Below are 19900 nucleotides of genomic sequence, written 5' to 3' on the forward strand. Positions count from 1 at the left end.
GTGTTTCCTATGAAAGTAAAAAAGATACCCATGAGAATGTGTACCGGATGTATGGAAATGAAACCTAAGAAAGAACTTATTAGAGTTGTTAAGTCAAAAGAAGGTGAAGTTTCTGTAGATTTAACTGGTAAGAAAGCTGGAAGAGGAGCTTATATCTGTAAGAATGAAGAATGTTTAGAAAAAGCATTTAAAACAAAAAGACTTAGTAGAAATTTAGATGTGTCAATAAGCGAAGAAGTTTTTAATACGCTAAAAGAAGAGATAAAAGATGAATAAGTTTTTTAATTTTTTAGGCCTTGCTAAAAGATCAGGGAATATAATTGAAGGATATAGCAAGTGCAATGAAGAAAGAAACAAAACAGATATTAATTTATTTATTATTTCTAACGATGCATCAAATTCTACAAAGAAAAAATTTATAAATCATTGTGAAAGTAAAGAAATACCATATATTAAGGATTTCTCAAAAGAAGAACTAGGAGAAGCCATAGGAAGATTAGAAGTGAAAATTATAGCTATCAAGGATAAAAATATGGCTCAGAAGTTGATTTCTATATATGAGTTGGAGGAGAAGTCTATGAGTAAATAATCGGAGGTGACTGTATGTCAAAAATCAGAGTATATGAATTGGCAAAAGAATTAAACATAGAATCAAAAGAATTAATAAAATTACTAATGGATGAGTTTAGTATAGAAGTTAAAAATCACATGAGTGTTATAGAAGATGAAGATGCAGCTTTAATAAAAGAGTTATTAAATAGTTCAGAAGATAATTCGTCAGAAGAAGTTGCAGCTGATAAGAAGAGCATAGCAGACGAATATGAAGATGAGATATTAACAGAGGAAGAGAAAAAGACTAATAAGAAAAAGAAAAAGACTAAAAAACAAATTGCAGAAGAAAAAGCAAAAGCAGATCAAGAATTTGCGGAAAATACTATAGTTGAGTTAGGCGAAACTATAACTGTAAAAGAATTAGCAGATATGATCAAGAAACCATATGCAGAAGTTATTAAAACATTAATGCTATCAGGAGTTATGGCAGCATTAAATGCAGAGATAGATTATAATACAGCTGCAAAAGTATGTGATACATTTGGAATTTTATACGATAAAAAAGTTGTTACAGCAGAACTAGAAGAATTAGAAGAAATAGAAGAAGATGAAAAGAACCTTGTTAAGAGACCACCAATAATAACAGTTATGGGACACGTTGACCACGGTAAGACTTCACTTCTAGATGCTATAAGAAAATCAAAGGTTACTTCAACAGAAGCTGGTGGAATAACTCAACATATAGGTGCTTATACAGTATCAATAAATGGAGAAGCTATTACATTCTTAGATACTCCAGGACATGAAGCTTTTACTGCAATGAGAGCAAGAGGAGCTCAAATAACAGATATAGTTATATTAGTTGTTGCAGCTGATGATGGAATTATGCCTCAAACAAAAGAAGCTATTAGTCACTGTAAGGCAGCTGGAGTTCCTATAGTAGTTGCTATAAATAAGATAGATAGACCAAATGCAAATGTTGATAGAGTTAAACAAGAATTAACTGAATATGGTTTAATATCAGAAGACTGGGGTGGAGATACTATATGTGTTCCGGTATCAGCAAAAGCAGGACTTAATATAGACCAATTGTTAGAAATGGTATTATTAACTGCTGAAATGCAAGAATTAAAAGCTAACCCTAATAGAAAAGCTAACGGAACAGTAATAGAAGCTAAGCTTGATAAAGGAAGAGGAGCAGTTGCATCATTATTAGTTCAAAACGGAACACTTCATGTGGGAGATTCAATACTAGTTGGAAACACATATGGAAGAATAAGAGCTATGTTTGATGATGAAGGTAAGAAGATAAAGAGTGCAGGACCATCAATTCCAGTTGAAATATTAGGATTATCAGAAGTACCAGCAGCAGGAGATAGATTTAATCAAGTAAAAGATGAAAAGACAGCTAGATCTATGGCAGAAGCTAGAAAAGAAGCTGCTAAGAATGAAACATTTAATTCATCACATAAGGTTTCATTAGAAGATTTATATAACCAAATAAAAGAAGGTACAGTAAAGGAACTTGCAATTATAGTAAAGGCTGACGTTCAAGGTTCAATTGAAGCATTAACAGGATCATTAGAAAAATTATCAACTGATGATGTAAAGGTAAGAGTAATTCATAGTGCAGTTGGTGCAATTACTGAAACAGATACAACTCTTGCAACAGCTTCAAATGCTATAATTATAGGATTTAATGTAAGACCTGATAATAATGCCCTTGCTGCAGCAGATAGAGATGGTGTAGAAATAAAAACTTATAGAGTTATCTATGATGCAATAGAAGATGTAAAATCAGCAATGATAGGTATGTTAGAGCCAGAATATAAAGAGGTAGTTCTAGGTCAAGCAGAAGTAAGAGAAACTTACAAGATATCTAATGTTGGAACAATTGCTGGATGTTATGTAACAGATGGTAAGATGATGAGAAATGCAGAAGTAAGAGTTATAAGAGATGGTGTTGTAATATTTGAAAGCATATTAGCATCTCTTAAGAGATTTAAAGATGATGTAAAAGAAGTAAATACAGGATATGAATGTGGATTAAGCATAGAAAAATTCAATGATATTAAAGAAGGAGATATTATTGAAGCATTTACTATGGAAGCAATAAAGAGAAAAGAACTTTAAAAATCACAGATTTGCGAGGTGATAATTATGGCTAATTATAGAGGCGGCAGAATAAACGAAGAAGTTAAAAGAGAAATAAGTATTTTATTAAGAGAAGAAGTTAAAGACCCAAGACTTACTGCTATGATATCAGTAACTAATGTTAATGTTACTAGAGATTTAAGTTATGCAAAAGTTTATGTAAGTATATTCGCAAAAGATGAAGAGGAAAAGAAGAGCAATTTTGAAGCATTAAAGAATTCGGCTGGATTTATAAGAAAAGAAATAGCTCATAGAATTAATTTAAGACAAAGTCCTCAAATAATTTTTGAATTAGATGATTCAATAGACTATGGAATGCATATAAATGATTTGCTTCAAAAGACAAAGGAAAAGAAATAGTATGGAAATAAAGAGCGTAGCAGAAGAAATATTAAAATATAATAAAATTGCTATAACATTTCATACTTCTCCAGATGGAGATGCTATAGGAAGTTCTTTAGGGTTACTAAATGTACTAAGGAATATAGGAAAGAATGCATATATTACTTCAAGAGATGTTATCCCAGATAACCTCTCTTTCCTACCTTATGGTAAAGAAATAACTGGAGATGTTGTTATAAGCGAAGATACTGAATTAGTTATAGTATTAGATTGTGGAAATGTTGATAGGATATCTGCAGATCTAGAAAACTATAAAGGCAAGATAATTAACATAGATCATCATATGAGCAATGAAAAATTTGGCTATATTAATTATATTGAATCTGATTCTGCAGCATGTGCAGAAATAGTATATTTACTAGCAAAAGATTTAGGGTTTAACTTTGAAAAAAATATGAAAGAATCAATAGAAGTTGGAATGTGTATATACACAGGTATTCTTACTGATACAGGTTCTTTTAGACATTCTAATGTAACAAAAAGGACACATACTATAGCAGGAGCTCTTGTAGATATTGGAGTTAAAAATAATGAAATTCATAGCTATATATTTGAAAATAGACCATATGAAAAAATAAAACTTATAGGTAGTACTATGAGCAATTTAGAATTACTATGTAATAATAAAGTTGCTTATGTAGAAGTATCTATAGACCTTCTAAGATCTTTAGGTTTCGAAAATGTAGATACATCCGATATAATATCTATGGCATTAAGCATTAATGGAGTAGAAGTGGCTGTACTTACAAAGGAAGCAGAAGATGGAGTTAAAGCGAGTCTTCGTTCAAAAAATGATATTGATGTTAGAAAAATTGCAGAAGCATTAGGTGGCGGTGGTCATGTTAAAGCTGCTGGATTAAAGATAAAAGATGTAACATTAGGCGAAGCAAAAGAAAAAATAATTAACGAAGTGAAAAAAGAGTTATAGTTATGGATGGAGTATTAAATATATTTAAAAATAAAAAAATGACATCATTTGATGTTGTAAGAAAAGTTAAAAAGGTTGCTCATGAAAAGAAAGTTGGTCATACAGGAACATTAGATCCAGAAGCAACTGGAGTACTTCCAGTATGTTTAGGAAGAGCTACTAAAATAATAGATTATATTATGAATGATGATAAAAGCTATTATGTTTCCTTTAAACTTGGTGTTATAACTACAACTTATGACATGGAAGGGGACATAATAGAAGAAAATTCTATAGATAGTATTACAGAAGAACAAATATTAAAAGCTATAGATAATTATAGAGGCGAATACCTTCAAGTTCCACCTATGTATTCTGCATTAAAAAAAGATGGCGTTAGATTGTATGAACTTGCAAGAAAAGGAATAGAAATTGAAAGAGAAGGCCGTAAAGTTAATATAAAAGATATTAATGATATCAATATCAAGCTTCCAATAGTATCTATGAATGTTACATGTTCAAAAGGGACTTATATAAGAAGTTTATGTTATGATATTGGACAATATCTTAAGGTAGGTGCAACTGTAACAGAACTTAAAAGAACTAGAACGTCTAATTTTTTTGAAGCTGATTCAGTTAATATAGATGATTTAGATGAAGATAATATACAAGAGTATATTATACCTATTAAGGAAGCACTTAATAACTATCCATCTTTGGTGGTAAATAAAAAGTTTCAAAAGTTACTTTCAAACGGAGTTAAAGTGTGCGATAAAACTATTAATAATGATAGTATAAAAATTGATACACTGTATACTGTATTAACAGAAGAAGGGGAACTTATAGGGCTTGGCAAAAGAGATAAGAATGGATTTAAGATAGAGAAATTGTTAAATTAAAATAGGAGTAATAAGCATGATTAAGGAAGGCAGTTATGTCGCACTAGGTAGCTTTGATGGCATACATATGGGGCATATGTCTCTTATAAATAAAACAGTAGAACTTGCTCGTAATAATAATGCGAAAAGCGTAGTGTATACTTTTAAAAATCATCCAAGGGAAGTAATTAACAAGGATGCATCAATAGAATTATTAATGGATAATGAAGAAAAATATAATGTTTTAAAAGAAAATAATATAGACATTATAAAATTTCAAGAATTCGATATGGATTTTATGCAAAAATCTTCTGAAGAGTTTGTAAGAGATTTAGTAGAAGAATTTAATGTAAAAGGAATTGTTGTTGGTTTTAATTATAGATTTGGCTATAAAAATTCAGGTGATGTAAAACTACTAGAAGCTTTATCTAAAAAATATAATTATACATTGTATGTTATGCCAGCTTTTACTTATAATAATTTAGTTGTAAGTAGTACAGAAATAAGAAATGTAATAAAAGAAGGAAATATTGAAAAAGCTAACATAATGCTTGGAAGAGCATATATGCTTCATGGAATTGTAGAGCGTGGAAAACAAATTGGCAGGACTATAGGGTTTCCTACAGCAAATTTAAAATATAATAATAAAAAAATATTGCCTAAAGAAGGTGTATATTATACAGAAGTTAAGGTTAATAATAATTTGTATAAAGCAATAACTAATATAGGTAATAATCCTACTGTTAATGGATCGAAGTTAACAGTAGAAAGTTACTTGTTAGACTTTGATGAAGATATATATGATAAAGAAATACAAGTATATTTCTTAAAATATATAAGAGGAGTTCATAAATTTAATTCTTTAGATGAATTAAAGAATCAACTAGAAAAAGATAAAAACTTTGCGTATAATCAAAAAAAATATATATAATTACTAAAGAATAAGAAAATATATTTACAATTATATTGCTTTTTGTTATAATTACTAAGGAACCTAACCCTAAGTTTGAAGAATGCCAACTTCTTACATGGAGTTATGGGGATAATATTTGGAGGTGCAATAATGGATAAAGCAAGAAAATTAGAGATTATTAAAGAATACGGTAGAGGAGAAGGAGATACAGGTTCTCCAGAAGTTCAAATAGCTTTATTATCAGAAAGAATTAAAGACTTAACTGAACACTTAAAAGTTCACAAGAAAGATCACCACTCAAGAAGAGGATTATTAATGATGGTTGGTCAAAGAAGAGGGCTTTTAGATTACTTACAAAAGGTTGATATCGAAAGATACAGAGCTATCGTTAAGAAGTTAGGATTAAGAAGATAATTAATCTCATTTAGAGCGGCACTTGTCGCTCTTTATTTTTAAATTTATATAGGATTAGATATTGTTTTGGAAGGAGGCAATTTTATGACAAAAGTGCTTAGCACTCAAGTAGCAGGTAGAGAATTAAAAGTTGAATTTGGAAAAGTAGGTATGTTATCTAATGCTGCTATATTTATGAGTTATGGAGATACAGTAATACTTACTAATGTTAATGCTTCTCCTGAACCAAGAGAAGGTATAGATTTTTTCCCACTTAGTGTTGAATATGAAGAAAGGTTATACTCTGTAGGTAAAATTCCAGGAGGATTTATAAAAAGAGAAGGAAGACCTACTGAAAAGGCTATATTAAATGGTAGAGCTGTAGATAGAACTATAAGACATTATTCCCAAAGGGATATAGAAATGATGTTCAAGTTGTTGCTACAGTTGTTTCTGTAGAGAAAGATAATCTTCCAGAAATATTAGCAATTAATGCTGCTTCTATGGCATTATGTTTATCTAGTATTCCATATACAATTCCAGTTGCAGCAGTGCAAGTAGGATTAGTTGATGGAGAATTAGTAATTAATCCAACAGCAGAACAAAGAGAAAAAACAGAATTACATCTTACTGTTTGTGCAACTGATGAAAGAGTAATGATGATAGAAGCTGGTGGAAATGAAATACCAGAAGACAAAATGATAGAAGCTATTAAGTTTGGTTTCGATGCATGTCAACCTATAGTAGAATTCCAAAAGGAAGCTATGAAAACTATGGGTAAAGAAAAAGATACTCCTAATTATTATAAGGTGGATGAAGAATTAGAAAAGCAAATAAGAGAATTCGCATCAGCAATGGTAAAAGAAGCTATGTATATAACTGACAAGGATGAAAGAAATGCAGCTATAGACTTAGTAAATGAAAAAGTAAAAGAACAATTTGCAGATGTATATGATGAAAAGATACTAGATATAAAAGAAATTTTATATGTAATGCAAAAAGAAGTAGTAAGAAACATGCTACTTAATGAAAAGAGAAGACCTGATGGAAGAGCTTTTGATCAAGTAAGACCTATAAGCTGTGAAGTGTCACTATTACCTAGAACTCATGGTACTGGTTTATTTACTAGAGGATTGACTCAAGTAATGACAGTAGCAACATTAGGTTCTGTAGGTGATGTTCAAATATTAGATGGAATTGAAGAAAATGAAACTAAGAGATATATGCATCATTATAACTTCCCAGGATATAGTGTTGGAGAAGTTAAACCTCTTAGAGGACCTGGTAGAAGAGAGATAGGACATGGTGCATTAGCAGAGAGAGCTCTTGAACCATTAATTCCTTCAGAAGAGGAATTCCCATATACTATAAGATTAGTATCAGAAGTTTTAAGCTCTAATGGATCAACATCTCAAGCATCAGTATGTGGTTCTACTTTAGCTTTATTAGATGCTGGAGTTCCTATTAAGAGACCTGCTGCTGGTATTGCAATGGGACTTATTACTTCACCGGATTTAAAGGAAGAAGCTGTAATAACTGATATTCAAGGAATAGAAGACTTCTTTGGAGATATGGACTTTAAGGTGGCAGGAACAACAGAAGGTATTACATCAATCCAAGTTGATACAAAGATTCATGGATTAAGCTTTAGTATAATAGAAAATGCTATAAGAGATGCTAGAAAAGCTAGAGTTATGATTATAGGTAAGATATTAGATTGTATTCCTGAACCAAGAAAGGATGTATCTGAATATGCACCTAAAACATCTATAATCAAAATAGATCCAGAAAAGATAAGAGATGTAATTGGTGCTGGCGGTAAGGTTATCAATAAGATAATAGCTGATACTGGAGTTAAGATAGATATAAATGAAGATGGTACAGTATTTGTTTCATCTCCAGATCATAATGGCGTAAATGCAGCAATTAAGATTATTGAAGGTCTTACAAAAGAAGTAAAGGTTGGGGAAGTTTATTTAGGAAAGGTAACTAAGATAACTACTTTTGGTGCTTTCGTAGAAGTTCTTCCAAATAAAGAAGGATTAGTTCACATATCAAAACTTGATAAAAACAGAGTAAACAAGGTTGAAGATGTAGTTACAGTAGGTGATGAAATCTTAGTAAAAGTTGTAGAAATTGATGATCAAGGTAGAATTAATCTTTCAAGAAAAGATGCATTAGCAGAGCAAGAACAAAAACAAAATACTGAAGAGTAATAGATTTGATTTAGTATTATGAATTTAAGAAAGCCAAGAATTTCTTTACAAAAAAATAAAGAATTCCTGGCTTTCTTTAATTAATGAGGTGAAAAAATGATAAAAATATTTACCCTAAAAAATGGACTTAGAATTGTAACTGAAAATAGGACTGAAGTAAATTCTATAAGTGTTGGTGTTATGGTGAAAAGTGGTTCTAGAAATGAAACAGAAGATATAAACGGAATATCACATTTCCTAGAACATATGATTTTTAAAGGAACAGAAAAGAGAAATTCAAGAGAAATAGCAGAATCAATAGAAAATTTAGGTGGACAATTAAATGCATATACAAGTAAAGAAGTAACTTGTTATTATATAAAAAATTTATATACTCATTTAGAAAAATCTATTGAAGTATTGTCTGATATGTTAAATAATTCGATTTTTGATTCTACAGAATTAGAAAGAGAAAAAAGTGTTGTTATAGAGGAAATAAATATGACAGAAGATAGCCCAGAGGATGTACTATATGATTTACATGCTAAAACATCTTTTGGAGAAGATCCACTAGCTTACCCTGTTCTAGGTAGTATAGATAATGTAAATAGCTTTGATAGAGAATTATTACTTAATTATAAAAAGAAAAAATATACTCCTAAAAATTCAGTTATATCAATATGTGGAAGATTTGATGAAGTGGAATTAATGGAGCTTTTAGAAAAATATTTTGGTGAGTATAATAATGACAATATATATGAACCTAAATATTCTTCAAGTAATATATTAACAGGTAGCATGTATTCTGATAAGGATATAGAACAGCTACATATAAACCTAGGATTAAAAGGATTAAAAGCAGGACATAAAAATGGCTATTCTTTAGTTTTATTAAGTAATATATTTGGAGGAGGAGCATCATCAATATTATTTCAAAATGTAAGAGAGAAATTAGGACTTTGTTATAATATATATTGTTATCCTCAAACATTTCAAGAAGTAGGAATGCTTAATATATATTGTGGATTAGGCAAGGATTATGGAGAAAAAGCACTAGAAGTTATAGATAAAGAAATAAAAAGATTTTCAAAAGAAGGTATAGACAAAGAATTGCTAGAAATAAATAAAGAAAAGATAAAGACTAATTATATACTTGGACTTGAAAGTACAAGTTCGAGAATGTTTAGTAATGCTAAGCAAATTCTATTTAAAAACAAAATAGATACTGAAGAAGAAGTGATAAATAAAGTAGATAAAATATCTATGGAAGATATAGATTTTGTTCTTAAAAGCACATTTGGAGAAGGTATAATAAATGCAGCTTATGTTGGGCATAATGTTAATGTAGATAAATTAGATAATGTAATTGGTATATCTAAGCAAGCTTTTAGAGAACCAACTAATATATAAGAATAAATAATCTCTTGTTATCATAATTATCAAGTATATAGAGAAATATATAAGGAATGATAATTTATGGTAAGCGAAGAGAAGATTAAAACATTAAGAGAAATAGGTAGTTATGAGATTATTAATATAAACGATGGAGAAAAATATGACTGCTTACAAAATAATGATTTAGTGGTAGATGAAGAAGGAAACTTAAGATATTTAATAATAAACATAGGAAAAAGCAAGCTTAGCCTATTTAGTACGACAAGAGAATTTTTAGAGATTCCTTGGAGATGCGTCAAGAAGATAGGGGCAAAAACTATAATTTTAGATGCAGAAAAAGATGACATTAAAAAAGGGCAGCTTTAAAGAGGTAAGAAAAGTGAATATAATAGTACAAAAATTTGGCGGTACATCAGTATCAACAAAAGAAAAAAGAGAAAAAGTTATACAAAAAATAAAAAAGGCAAAAAATCAAGGATTTGATGTTGTAGTTGTAGTGTCTGCAATGGGCAGAAAAGGAGATGCATATTCCACTGATTCTTTATTGGATTTAATAGATATAAGTAGAGAGAATAATAAAAGAATTACTGATATGTTAATGTGTTGTGGAGAGATAATAAGTTCAGCAGTAATAAGTAGCGAACTATTGCAAGAAGGAATAGAAGCTATTCCCCTTACAGGAGGGCAGGCTGGAATTATAACAGATGATGAATATTCTAACGCAGCAATTATTAGAGTACAAAAAGAAAATATACTAACAACATTAAAAGAAGGAAAAACCCCTATAGTAGCGGGATTTCAAGGAATGACTGAAGATGGTTTTTTTACTACAATAGGTAGAGGTGGAAGTGATACATCTGCAAGCTTGATAGGGGCTTCATTATGTGCTGATAGAATAGAGATATATACTGATGTAGATGGAATAATGACTGCAGATCCTAGAATAGTAAAAAATGCAGAAGTTATAAATGTTCTTAGTTATGATGAAGTATTTCAATTAGCTGATCATGGAGCTAAGGTGATCCATCCTAGAGCTGTAGAAATCGCAAGAAATAATAATATTCCATTATATATAAAGAATACTATGAATGATTCAGAAGGAACAATAATAAACAATATATCTAAAGAAAAAAATAATAGAATAATAACTAGTATAACTAGTACAAACAATCGTATTCAAGTAATTGTAGATAAAGAGAATAACATAAATAATGCTGAATATGATAATATATTAGATATAATAGCGTATAATAATATAAGTTTAGATCTTATAAATATATTTCCTGAAAAATTAGTATTTACTATAGAAGAATATGATAAAGAAAAATTAAAAAATATATTTAATGATCTTAAGTTAAAATATTCTCTAAAAGAAAATTGTAGTAAGATTGCATTGATAGGTAGTGGAATGAGAGGAATTCCAGGAGTAATGGCGAAGATATATAAAGCTCTCTCTCATGAGCAAATAGAAGTTTTGCAAACTGCTGATTCACATATGACTATATGGTGTCTAATTAGTACATGTGATCTTAAATTAGCTATAAATGCACTACATAGTGCTTTTGTAACTAATTAATTCGTTATATATTTCTTAGGATATAATACTTAAAACTATTAATGAGAAGCTATTTACATCTTATAAAGAAATTAATTATAATGAATAAATACTCTTTCATTTGTAAATAATACATATGAAGGAGGTGTGTATCATGAGTGAAAAGGAACAAGACAATCCTAAGAAGAATGTAAGTAGCTCTAGTGAGAAACTTACATCTATAAAAGAAATGGGAAACACTATAGAAACTAATCCTAATGATAGAATTCAAGTTATATCGATAATTGGATCGGTAGAAGGGCATGTTGTATCTAATCCTCAAAATAAATCAACTAAGTATGAACATATTATTCCTCAACTTGTTTCAATAGAACAGAATCCTAAAGTTGAAGGTGTTTTAATTATATTAAATACAGTTGGAGGAGATGTAGAGGCAGGTCTTGCTATAGCAGAGATGATTAATTCTATATCTAAGCCTACAGTATCTATTGTAATAGGTGGTGGGCATTCTATAGGAGTCCCATTAGCTACTTCAGCAGATTATTCTTTTATAACACCATCTGCAACTATGATAGTACATCCTATTAGAATGAATGGATTTATAATAGGAGTTGAACAGACATTTGAGTATTTTAAGAAGATGCAAGATAGGATTGATGATTTTATAGTTAGGACATCTCATATATCCCATGAAGCTCTCAGAAGTTATATGACTCAGAATGGAGATTTACTTAATGATGTAGGAACTATACTTATAGGAAAAGAAGCTGTTGAATGTAAATTAATAGATGAAGTAGGAGGAATAAGTGAAGCCTTAAAAAAACTTAATTCACTTATAAATGATAATAATAATAGATAGGTATTAATATGGGGGGGGTAGTAGTTGAGTAAGGGAAACACAAAAAATAAAAAAACAAAGAAAATAGAATCAAAAGAATATTATGAAATAAAAGGTGTAATATTCATAGCAGTAGGAATATTATGTGCATTAGGAATATACACAGATGTTGCGGGATTTCTATCTAATGTTTTACAGAAAATAGGACATTTATTATTAGGAATAGGGGCATATTTTATGCCTCTATATGTAATATATTTAGGAATAAAATATATGCAAGGAAGAGGATACATAAAGCTAGAGAAAAAGATGTATGGAATAACTATGTATTTGATAATTATTGTATTAATATGTGGAACAATATTTATAAGTAATAGTAAATTACCTAATAATTTCTCTTACAATCTTAAAGATATATATAACTTAGCTTTTAGAGATCAATTTTCTATTAATGGAGGAGTGATTGCGTATATTATTACATTTTTGTTATACAAGCTTATAGGTAGTATAGGATCTTATATACTTTATGGTGCTGTTGTAATAATAGCTTCACTTATTACTTTTGATTTTTCTATTGCAGAATTATTCAAGGAGAAAGAGTTATCTAAGCCTAAAAAGAAGATTGACAAAAAAATTAAAAAAGATAATAGGGATGATGATTTTATTAACATAATAGATAAAGATGATCCAGAGAAGGAGGAATACTTAGATTCTGTTAATAAAAAAATAAAAATTTTAGATTTTATGAAAAATGATCCTATTCATTCTGAAGATGAAAAAACACTAGAAGATCAAATTCAGATTGATGATTACGTAGATAAGAAAATTGAAAAAACTGTTCGGGATGTAGAAAATGCTAACAAAAAAGCTAAAAAGGATAATATAGATGATAAATTAAAAGAAAATGTAAGTGAAGAGATAGATTCTAGTTTAAATAATCAAACTAATGATGCAGAGAAAAAATATATATATCCTGATTTAAACTTATTAGTAAGTAATAATAATAATAAACTTAACAATTCAGATAAAAAGGAACTTATAGATAGTGCTTCAAAGCTTACAGAAATTTTAAGTAATTTTGGGGTAGATGCAAGAGTGATTCATGTAACTAAAGGACCATCTGTTACTAGATATGAGCTTCAACCTAGTCCTGGGGTTAAAGTTAGTAAGATTGTTAATTTAGCAGATGATATAGCACTTGGACTTGCAGCGTCTGGAGTTAGAATAGAAGCTCCTATACCAGGTAAAGCTGCAATAGGAATAGAAGTACCTAACAAGACTCAAACAGCAGTATATTTAAGAGAAGTAATTGAATCAGATGAATTTATAAATGCAAAACAAAAATTAGCATTTGCATTAGGAAAAGATATAGGTGGAGAGTGTGTAGTAGGTGATTTAAGCAAAATGCCTCATACACTTATAGCAGGTGCAACAGGTTCTGGAAAAAGTGTATGCATCAATTCTCTTATAATAAGTATATTGTATAAATATTCACCTCAAGAGGTAAAATTATTAATGGTTGATCCTAAAGTAGTTGAACTTAATGTATATAATGGCATTCCGCATTTATTAATACCAGTTGTAACTGATCCTAAGAAGGCTGCTGCAGCACTTAATTGGGCTGTAAATGAAATGACAAGAAGATATAATCTGTTTGCAGAAAAAGGTGTTAGAAATATGGATTCATATAATGCTCTATATGAAAAAGGCGAAATAGAAGAAAAGCTTCCATATATAATAATAATAGTGGACGAGCTTGCAGACTTAATGATGGTGTGCCCAAATGATGTTGAAGATTATATAGGTAGATTGGCACAAATGGCAAGAGCAGCTGGAATGCATTTAGTTATTGCAACTCAAAGACCTTCTGTAGATGTTATAACTGGTGTTATAAAAGCTAATATACCGTCTAGGATATCATTTGCAGTATCATCGCAAATTGATTCAAGAACTATATTAGATAGTGCAGGAGCAGAAAAATTATTAGGTAAAGGTGATATGTTATATTATCCTGTAGGAGAAAGCAAACCTTTAAGAGTTCAAGGATGTTTTATATCAGAAGATGAAGTTGAAAATGTAGTTGAATTTATTAAAAATTCAAGTGAAGAATCTGAATATGAAGAATCCATAATAGAGCATATTAATAATGAAGCAGAAGGAAAATCTTTAGGAAGTGAAGGCGAAGAAGTTGATGAATTATTATCTAAAGCAATAGAAATAGTAGTGGAATCTAGACAAGCATCTACTTCATTTATACAACGAAAACTAAGAATAGGTTTTAACAGAGCTGCTAGAATTATGGATCAATTAGAAGAGCGAGGCATAATATCGGAAAGAGATGGTAGTAAACCAAGAAATGTTTTGGTTAGTAAAGAAGATTTAACTAAAGATGAAGAAGCAGAATAACTTGAGGATAAGAAATGCTTGTAATAATTGAAAAAGAGTAATAAAATTGTAGTGAAATTTTCATACATAGTAGGAGGAATATTTTTGAAAAATTATAAAGTAGGAATGGTTAGCTTAGGTTGTGATAAGAATAGAGTGGATTCTGAGATTATGCTAGGTAGTATGATAAAAAGATATGATATCACAAGTAACCCTAAGATGGCAGATATAATAGTAGTAAACACTTGTGGTTTTATAGAAAGTGCAAAACAAGAATCTATAGATACTATATTAGAAATGGCTCAATATAAAGAAACAGGTAAATGTAAGCTTTTAATAGCAACAGGTTGTCTTATTCAAAGATATGGAGAGGAACTAAAGGAATTAATTCCAGAAATAGATATAATGCTTGGAGTTAATAATTATAATGATATGGATACTGTAATAAATAATTTTATAGACAATGATTCTAAGTCTATAAATATTAATTATTCAGATGAAAATATAAATGAAGGAGAAAGAGTTTTAACTACTGCAAGTCATACTGCTTATATGAGAATTGCTGAAGGGTGTGACAATTTCTGTACATATTGTGCAATTCCAAAGATAAGAGGTAAGTTTAGAAGTAGAAAAATGGAAAATATCTTAAAAGAAGCTGAACTTTTAACATCTAAAGGAGTGAAAGAGCTAATACTTGTAGCACAAGATACTACAATATATGGTAGGGATTTATATGGAGGAAACAAACTTCATGTATTATTAGAGGAATTATCTAAAATAGAAAAAATACAATGGATAAGATTATTGTATTGTTATCCTGAAGAATTATATCCTGAATTAATAGATGAAATGGCTAGCAACAAAAAGATAGTTAAATACATAGATTTACCTATACAACATATAAGTTCTAGGATACTAAAATTAATGGGTAGAAAAGTAACAAGAGAAGATATAATAGAAAAAATAAATTATTTAAGAGAGCGTATTCCTAGCATAAATATAAGAACGTCGCTTATAACAGGCTTTCCAGGAGAAACAGAGGAAGATTTTAATGAAATGAAGGCGTTTTTAGATGAGTATAAGTTAGATAAGGTAGGAGTATTTAAATATTCTCAAGAAGAAGGTACTGCAGCTGCAAAAATGGCAAATCAGATTCCTGAAGAGGTAAAGGAATATAGAGAAAATGAACTTATGATGATTCAAAGACAGGTATCTGAGAAAATAAATGAATTGAAAATTAACAATATTTATGATATTCTTGTTGAAGGAAGAAATGAAGATTATTATTATGGTAGGAATTATGAGATGATTCCAGAAGTTGATGGAAGTGTTTTCTTTAAGAGTAATAATGATATTTCAATTGGTTCTATAGTTAAAGTTATGATAACTGACACAACAGAATATGATTTGATAGGAGTTGAAGTTAATGAATCTTGCGAATAAACTTACGTTAATAAGAATGATATTAGTACCGATATTCTTGATATTTATGGTATGTGATGCTATACCGTATGGAACTATATTTGCAACAATTATATTTATAGTAGCATCTATAACTGATAAGTTAGATGGATATATTGCAAGGTCTAGAAATCAAATAACTAATTTTGGAAAATTTATGGACCCTTTAGCTGATAAACTTTTAGTTACAGCAGCCCTTATAGCACTTGTTGGGTTTAAATTGATTCCTTCGTGGACTGTAGTAATTATAATTGCACGTGAATTTGCAGTATCAGGACTTAGAACTATTGCTGCTTCAGAAGGTAAAGTTATTGCAGCAAGTTGGTGGGGAAAGATAAAAACAGTAATTCAGATGATAACTATCATAGTATATTTACTAAAGGTTAATATAGATAATACAGAAGCATTAACAAAATTAGTAGATAAGAGTAGTTTCTTTACAGGGTTCTTTGAATATGTTCCTGTAGTAGCATTAACACTTGCTGTAATTATAACAATAGTGTCAGGTGTTGATTATTTTATGAAGAACAAGTCAATAATTTCAACTAATAAATAAATAAAAATTCAATGTTATTTTGGAGTAATTAATATTGTCAAATAACATTGGATTTTTTATTGTTTGGAATCTAAAATCTATGGATGAGCATCTTAAACCTAGTATTTATGTATTATTGTATATTACTTATAAGGTAAAAAAAGAAAAATAGTGCTATGCCATAATAAAAAAATAATTAATTAAGATGTATATAATTTTAGTAAAAGGATATAATAAATGAATATGGAATAGAAAAATATTGACTAATTGGATAGAGGTAGTATATAATTAGAACAGAACATTAGTTCGGAAAAGGGAGGAAAATTTTAGATGGGTAAGATTAATGAAGATAAATTAAAAGCTATAGAGAATGCTATGAGTCAGATAGAGAAACAATTTGGAAAAGGTTCAGTAATGAAACTTGGAGAAGATAGTCATTTAACAATAGATGCAGTATCTACTGGATGTTTAGATTTAGATATAGCGTTAGGAATAGGTGGAGTACCAAAAGGTAGAATAGTTGAGATATATGGACCAGAGAGTTCAGGTAAAACAACAGTTGCATTACATATAGCAGCTGAAGCACAAAAAAAAGGAGGAGCTGTTGCATTTATAGATGCAGAACATGCATTAGATCCAGGATATGCTAGAAAGATTGGTGTAGATACAGAAAATCTTATATTATCACAACCAGATACAGGAGAACAAGGTTTAGAAATTGCAGAAGCATTAGTTAGATCTGGAGCAATAGATGTTCTTATAGTTGACTCTGTTGCAGCACTTGTACCTAGAGCTGAAATAGAAGGTGATATGGGAGATTCCCACATAGGATTACAAGCAAGACTTATGTCTCAAGCCCTTAGAAAATTAGCAGGTACAATTAATAAGACTAATTGTGTTGCAATATTTATTAACCAACTACGTGAGAAGGTAGGAGTAATGTTTGGTAATCCTGAAACTACTACAGGAGGTCGTGCACTTAAATTCTATGCATCTGTAAGAATGGATGTAAGAAGAATAGATTCAATTAAAAATGGAGATTCTATAATAGGTAATAGAACAAGAGTAAAGATTATGAAGAATAAAGTTGCTCCACCATTTAAACAAGCTGAATTTGATATTATGTATAATGAAGGAATATCTAAGACAGGTAACTTAGTTGATGTTGGAGTTAAAGAAGGTATTGTACAAAAAAGTGGAGCATGGTTCTCTTATGGCGATATAAGATTAGGACAAGGAAGAGAAAATGCTAAAATATATTTAAAAGAAAATCCAGAGATAGCTATAGAAATAGATTCTCAAATAAGAGAAAAATATGGTTTGCCTGTAGATGAAGAAATTGCAGTATCAGCTACAAATACAGATGAAAATACTAATGGAGATGCTAATTCAGATATAGAAAAATAGAATTTAGGCCTTGCTTTTTAAGTAAGGCTTAATTCATAAATTCAATTTTGTTCAAATAAAGCAATTAAATGAGATATAATGATAAACATTGAGAAAAACTAGTGATAACATATATTTAAACAAATCATGTAATCTTGACATAATTTTATTTTTCAGATAAAATAATAACAAATACTGGTTTATCATATTCCTATATAACAGCGAGAAGAATATGACACCTACACTTTTAGTTATTATAAATAAAAATATAATATAGGAGGTGTTAAGGTGGAGAAGTATATAATTATGGTAATTATAGATATTCTTGTTTTGTTAGTATCAGGAATGATAGTATATAAAACAATTCAAAAAACCACTAAAAGAAAAGTGGAAGCTCTAGAACAAGAAGCAGAAACAATACTAGATAATAGCAAGAGAGAGGCAGAAGCAACTAAAAAAGAAGCAATTTTAGAGGCGAAAGAAGAAGCTCACAGAATTAGAAGCGATGTTGATAAAGAAACTCGTGAAAGAAGAAATGAAATTCAAAAGCTTGAAAGAAGATTAATTCAAAGAGAAGAATCACTTGATAAAAAGAGTGATGGTCTTCAGAAAAAAGAAGATTTAATCAATGACAGAATGGTTGAAATCGATAATACTGAACTAGAAGTTAAAGAACTTCATAAAAAGATCAGAGAGGAACTTGAAAGAGTTTCAGGTATGTCTAGTGAAGAAGCTAGAACTTTATTATTAGAAGAAACTAAAAGAGAGATTACTCATGATTCTGCTTTGATGATTAAGGAAATTGAATCAAAAGCAAAAGAAGAAGCAGAAAAGAGAGCAAGAAATATTATAACTCAAGCAATTCAAAGATGTGCAGCAGATCATGTATCTGAATCAACAGTTCATGTTGTTGCATTACCTAGTGATGAAATGAAAGGAAGAATAATTGGTAGAGAAGGTAGAAATATAAGAACCTTGGAAACATTAACAGGTGTTGATTTAATAATAGATGATACTCCTGAAGCAGTAATATTATCAAGTTATGATCCTATAAGAAGAGAAGTCGCTAGAGTGGCCTTAGAGAAATTAATTGTGGATGGTAGAATTCATCCATCACGTATTGAAGAAATGGTTGAAAGAGCACAAAAGGATGTAGAAAATGACATTAAGGAAGAAGGAGAACAAGCAACTCTAGAGACAGGTGTTAATGGGGTACATCCAGAAATCATAAGATTGTTAGGTAGATTAAAGTATAGAACTAGTTATGGTCAAAATGTTTTAAAACATTCCATAGAAGTTTCATATTTAGCTGGCTTAATGGCTTCAGAATTAGGCTTAGATGTTAATCTAGCAAAGAGAGCAGGACTTCTTCATGATATCGGTAAAGCCGTAGATCAAGAGCAAGAAGGACCTCATGCAATTATAGGTGGAGATTTAGCTAAAAAGTATCGTGAATCACCATTAGTTGTTAATGCAATTGCAGCACACCATGGTGATGTTGAGATGATGTCGTTAGAAGCTGTTTTAGTTCAAGCAGCAGATGCAATATCAGCAGCTAGACCAGGTGCTAGAAGAGAAACATTAGAAGCTTATATTAAGAGATTAGAAGCGTTAGAAGAAATTGCAAACTCATATGAAGGTGTAGAGAAGTCGTATGCAATTCAAGCTGGTAGAGAAATTAGAATTATGGTTAAACCAGATATTGTAGATGATGCTGGTGCAGTTGAACTAGCTCGTAATATAGTTAAGAGCGTTGAAGAACAACTTGAATATCCAGGTCAGATAAAAATAAATGTAATTAGGGAAACTAGAGCAGTAGATTTTGCTAAGTAAAACATAGCTTATATTAGATTAATATCTAATATAAGCTTTTTTTAATGTTTAAGAAAAGTATAAAATTCTTTTGAGAGTGAGTGCTGATTATTACTTTTATCTAACATGTAAGTTGGTA

17 protein-coding genes and 1 pseudogene are annotated in these 19900 nt (G+C 29.7%); all 18 read left to right on the forward strand.

Translation table 11 applies throughout. The features are described from left to right. Positions 1-9 precede the first annotated feature (9 nt). The 18 genes and pseudogenes from KQI77_RS11145 to rny all read left to right on the forward strand — a co-directional run bounded on the left by KQI77_RS11145 (position 10) and on the right by rny (position 19782). Positions 10-276: a YlxR family protein gene (locus tag KQI77_RS11145; protein ID WP_216390505.1), complete on the forward strand. Its 267-nt coding sequence runs from the start codon at positions 10-12 to the stop codon at positions 274-276. Then, positions 269-589 carry a ribosomal L7Ae/L30e/S12e/Gadd45 family protein gene (locus KQI77_RS11150; RefSeq protein ID WP_216390506.1) on the forward strand — a complete coding sequence of 107 codons (321 nt, stop codon included), beginning with the start codon at positions 269-271 and terminating at the stop codon, positions 587-589. The genes KQI77_RS11145 and KQI77_RS11150 overlap by 8 nt, the downstream gene beginning before the upstream one ends. A 14-nt stretch (positions 590-603) precedes the next feature. Further along, positions 604-2685 carry a translation initiation factor IF-2 gene (gene infB / locus KQI77_RS11155; protein WP_216390507.1) on the forward strand — a complete coding sequence of 694 codons (2082 nt, stop codon included), beginning with the start codon at positions 604-606 and terminating at the stop codon, positions 2683-2685. 27 nt (positions 2686-2712) lie between these two features. After that, positions 2713-3066 (forward strand): 30S ribosome-binding factor RbfA, encoded by a 354-nt coding sequence (rbfA, locus tag KQI77_RS11160; protein WP_216390508.1) that lies wholly within the window; start codon positions 2713-2715, stop codon positions 3064-3066. A 1-nt stretch (position 3067) separates the two neighbouring features. Then, entirely contained in the window at positions 3068-4036 is a 969-nt protein-coding gene (locus KQI77_RS11165; protein WP_216390509.1) for a bifunctional oligoribonuclease/PAP phosphatase NrnA, read from the forward strand. 2 nt (positions 4037-4038) lie between these two features. Next, positions 4039-4914 (forward strand): tRNA pseudouridine(55) synthase TruB, encoded by an 876-nt coding sequence (gene truB / locus KQI77_RS11170; RefSeq protein WP_216390510.1) that lies wholly within the window; start codon positions 4039-4041, stop codon positions 4912-4914. Positions 4915-4930: 16 nt separating this feature from the next. After that, positions 4931-5824 carry a bifunctional riboflavin kinase/FAD synthetase gene (locus tag KQI77_RS11175; RefSeq protein ID WP_216390511.1) on the forward strand — a complete coding sequence of 298 codons (894 nt, stop codon included), beginning with the start codon at positions 4931-4933 and terminating at the stop codon, positions 5822-5824. 132 nt (positions 5825-5956) lie between these two features. After that, positions 5957-6220, forward strand: a complete 264-nt coding sequence (gene rpsO / locus KQI77_RS11180; protein ID WP_216390512.1) for a 30S ribosomal protein S15 — start codon at positions 5957-5959, stop codon at positions 6218-6220. An 84-nt stretch (positions 6221-6304) separates the two neighbouring features. Beyond that, a pseudogene (locus KQI77_RS11185) lies at positions 6305-8415 on the forward strand (polyribonucleotide nucleotidyltransferase). Between the two features lie 96 nt (positions 8416-8511). Next, entirely contained in the window at positions 8512-9804 is a 1293-nt protein-coding gene (locus KQI77_RS11190; protein WP_216390513.1) for a pitrilysin family protein, read from the forward strand. 66 nt (positions 9805-9870) lie between these two features. Then, positions 9871-10155 (forward strand): YlmC/YmxH family sporulation protein, encoded by a 285-nt coding sequence (locus tag KQI77_RS11195; RefSeq protein WP_216390514.1) that lies wholly within the window; start codon positions 9871-9873, stop codon positions 10153-10155. Positions 10156-10168: 13 nt separating this feature from the next. Continuing rightward, entirely contained in the window at positions 10169-11365 is a 1197-nt protein-coding gene (gene dapG / locus KQI77_RS11200) for an aspartate kinase (protein ID WP_216390515.1), read from the forward strand. Positions 11366-11498: 133 nt separating this feature from the next. After that, a complete protein-coding gene (locus KQI77_RS11205; protein ID WP_253289440.1) occupies positions 11499-12203 on the forward strand; it encodes a ClpP family protease in 705 nt (234 codons plus the stop codon). 24 nt (positions 12204-12227) lie between these two features. Then, the gene (locus tag KQI77_RS11210; protein ID WP_216390517.1) at positions 12228-14588 is read left to right on the forward strand and encodes a DNA translocase FtsK; all 2361 of its coding nucleotides are present in this window, start codon (positions 12228-12230) and stop codon (positions 14586-14588) included. Positions 14589-14672: 84 nt separating this feature from the next. Further along, positions 14673-16010, forward strand: a complete 1338-nt coding sequence (gene rimO / locus KQI77_RS11215; protein WP_216390518.1) for a 30S ribosomal protein S12 methylthiotransferase RimO — start codon at positions 14673-14675, stop codon at positions 16008-16010. Further along, positions 15994-16584, forward strand: coding sequence for a CDP-diacylglycerol--glycerol-3-phosphate 3-phosphatidyltransferase (pgsA, locus tag KQI77_RS11220; protein ID WP_216390519.1), 591 nt, complete (start codon positions 15994-15996; stop codon positions 16582-16584). Before rimO ends, pgsA begins: the two co-directional genes overlap by 17 nt. A 309-nt stretch (positions 16585-16893) precedes the next feature. Beyond that, positions 16894-17970, forward strand: coding sequence for a recombinase RecA (recA, locus tag KQI77_RS11225; protein WP_216390520.1), 1077 nt, complete (start codon positions 16894-16896; stop codon positions 17968-17970). 285 nt (positions 17971-18255) lie between these two features. Next, the gene (gene rny, locus KQI77_RS11230; RefSeq protein WP_216390621.1) at positions 18256-19782 is read left to right on the forward strand and encodes a ribonuclease Y; all 1527 of its coding nucleotides are present in this window, start codon (positions 18256-18258) and stop codon (positions 19780-19782) included. Positions 19783-19900: the final 118 nt, after the last annotated feature.

The sequence above is a fragment of the Clostridium sp. MSJ-8 genome (genome assembly GCF_018918325.1).
Taxonomy (GTDB): Bacteria; Bacillota; Clostridia; order Clostridiales; family Clostridiaceae; genus Clostridium.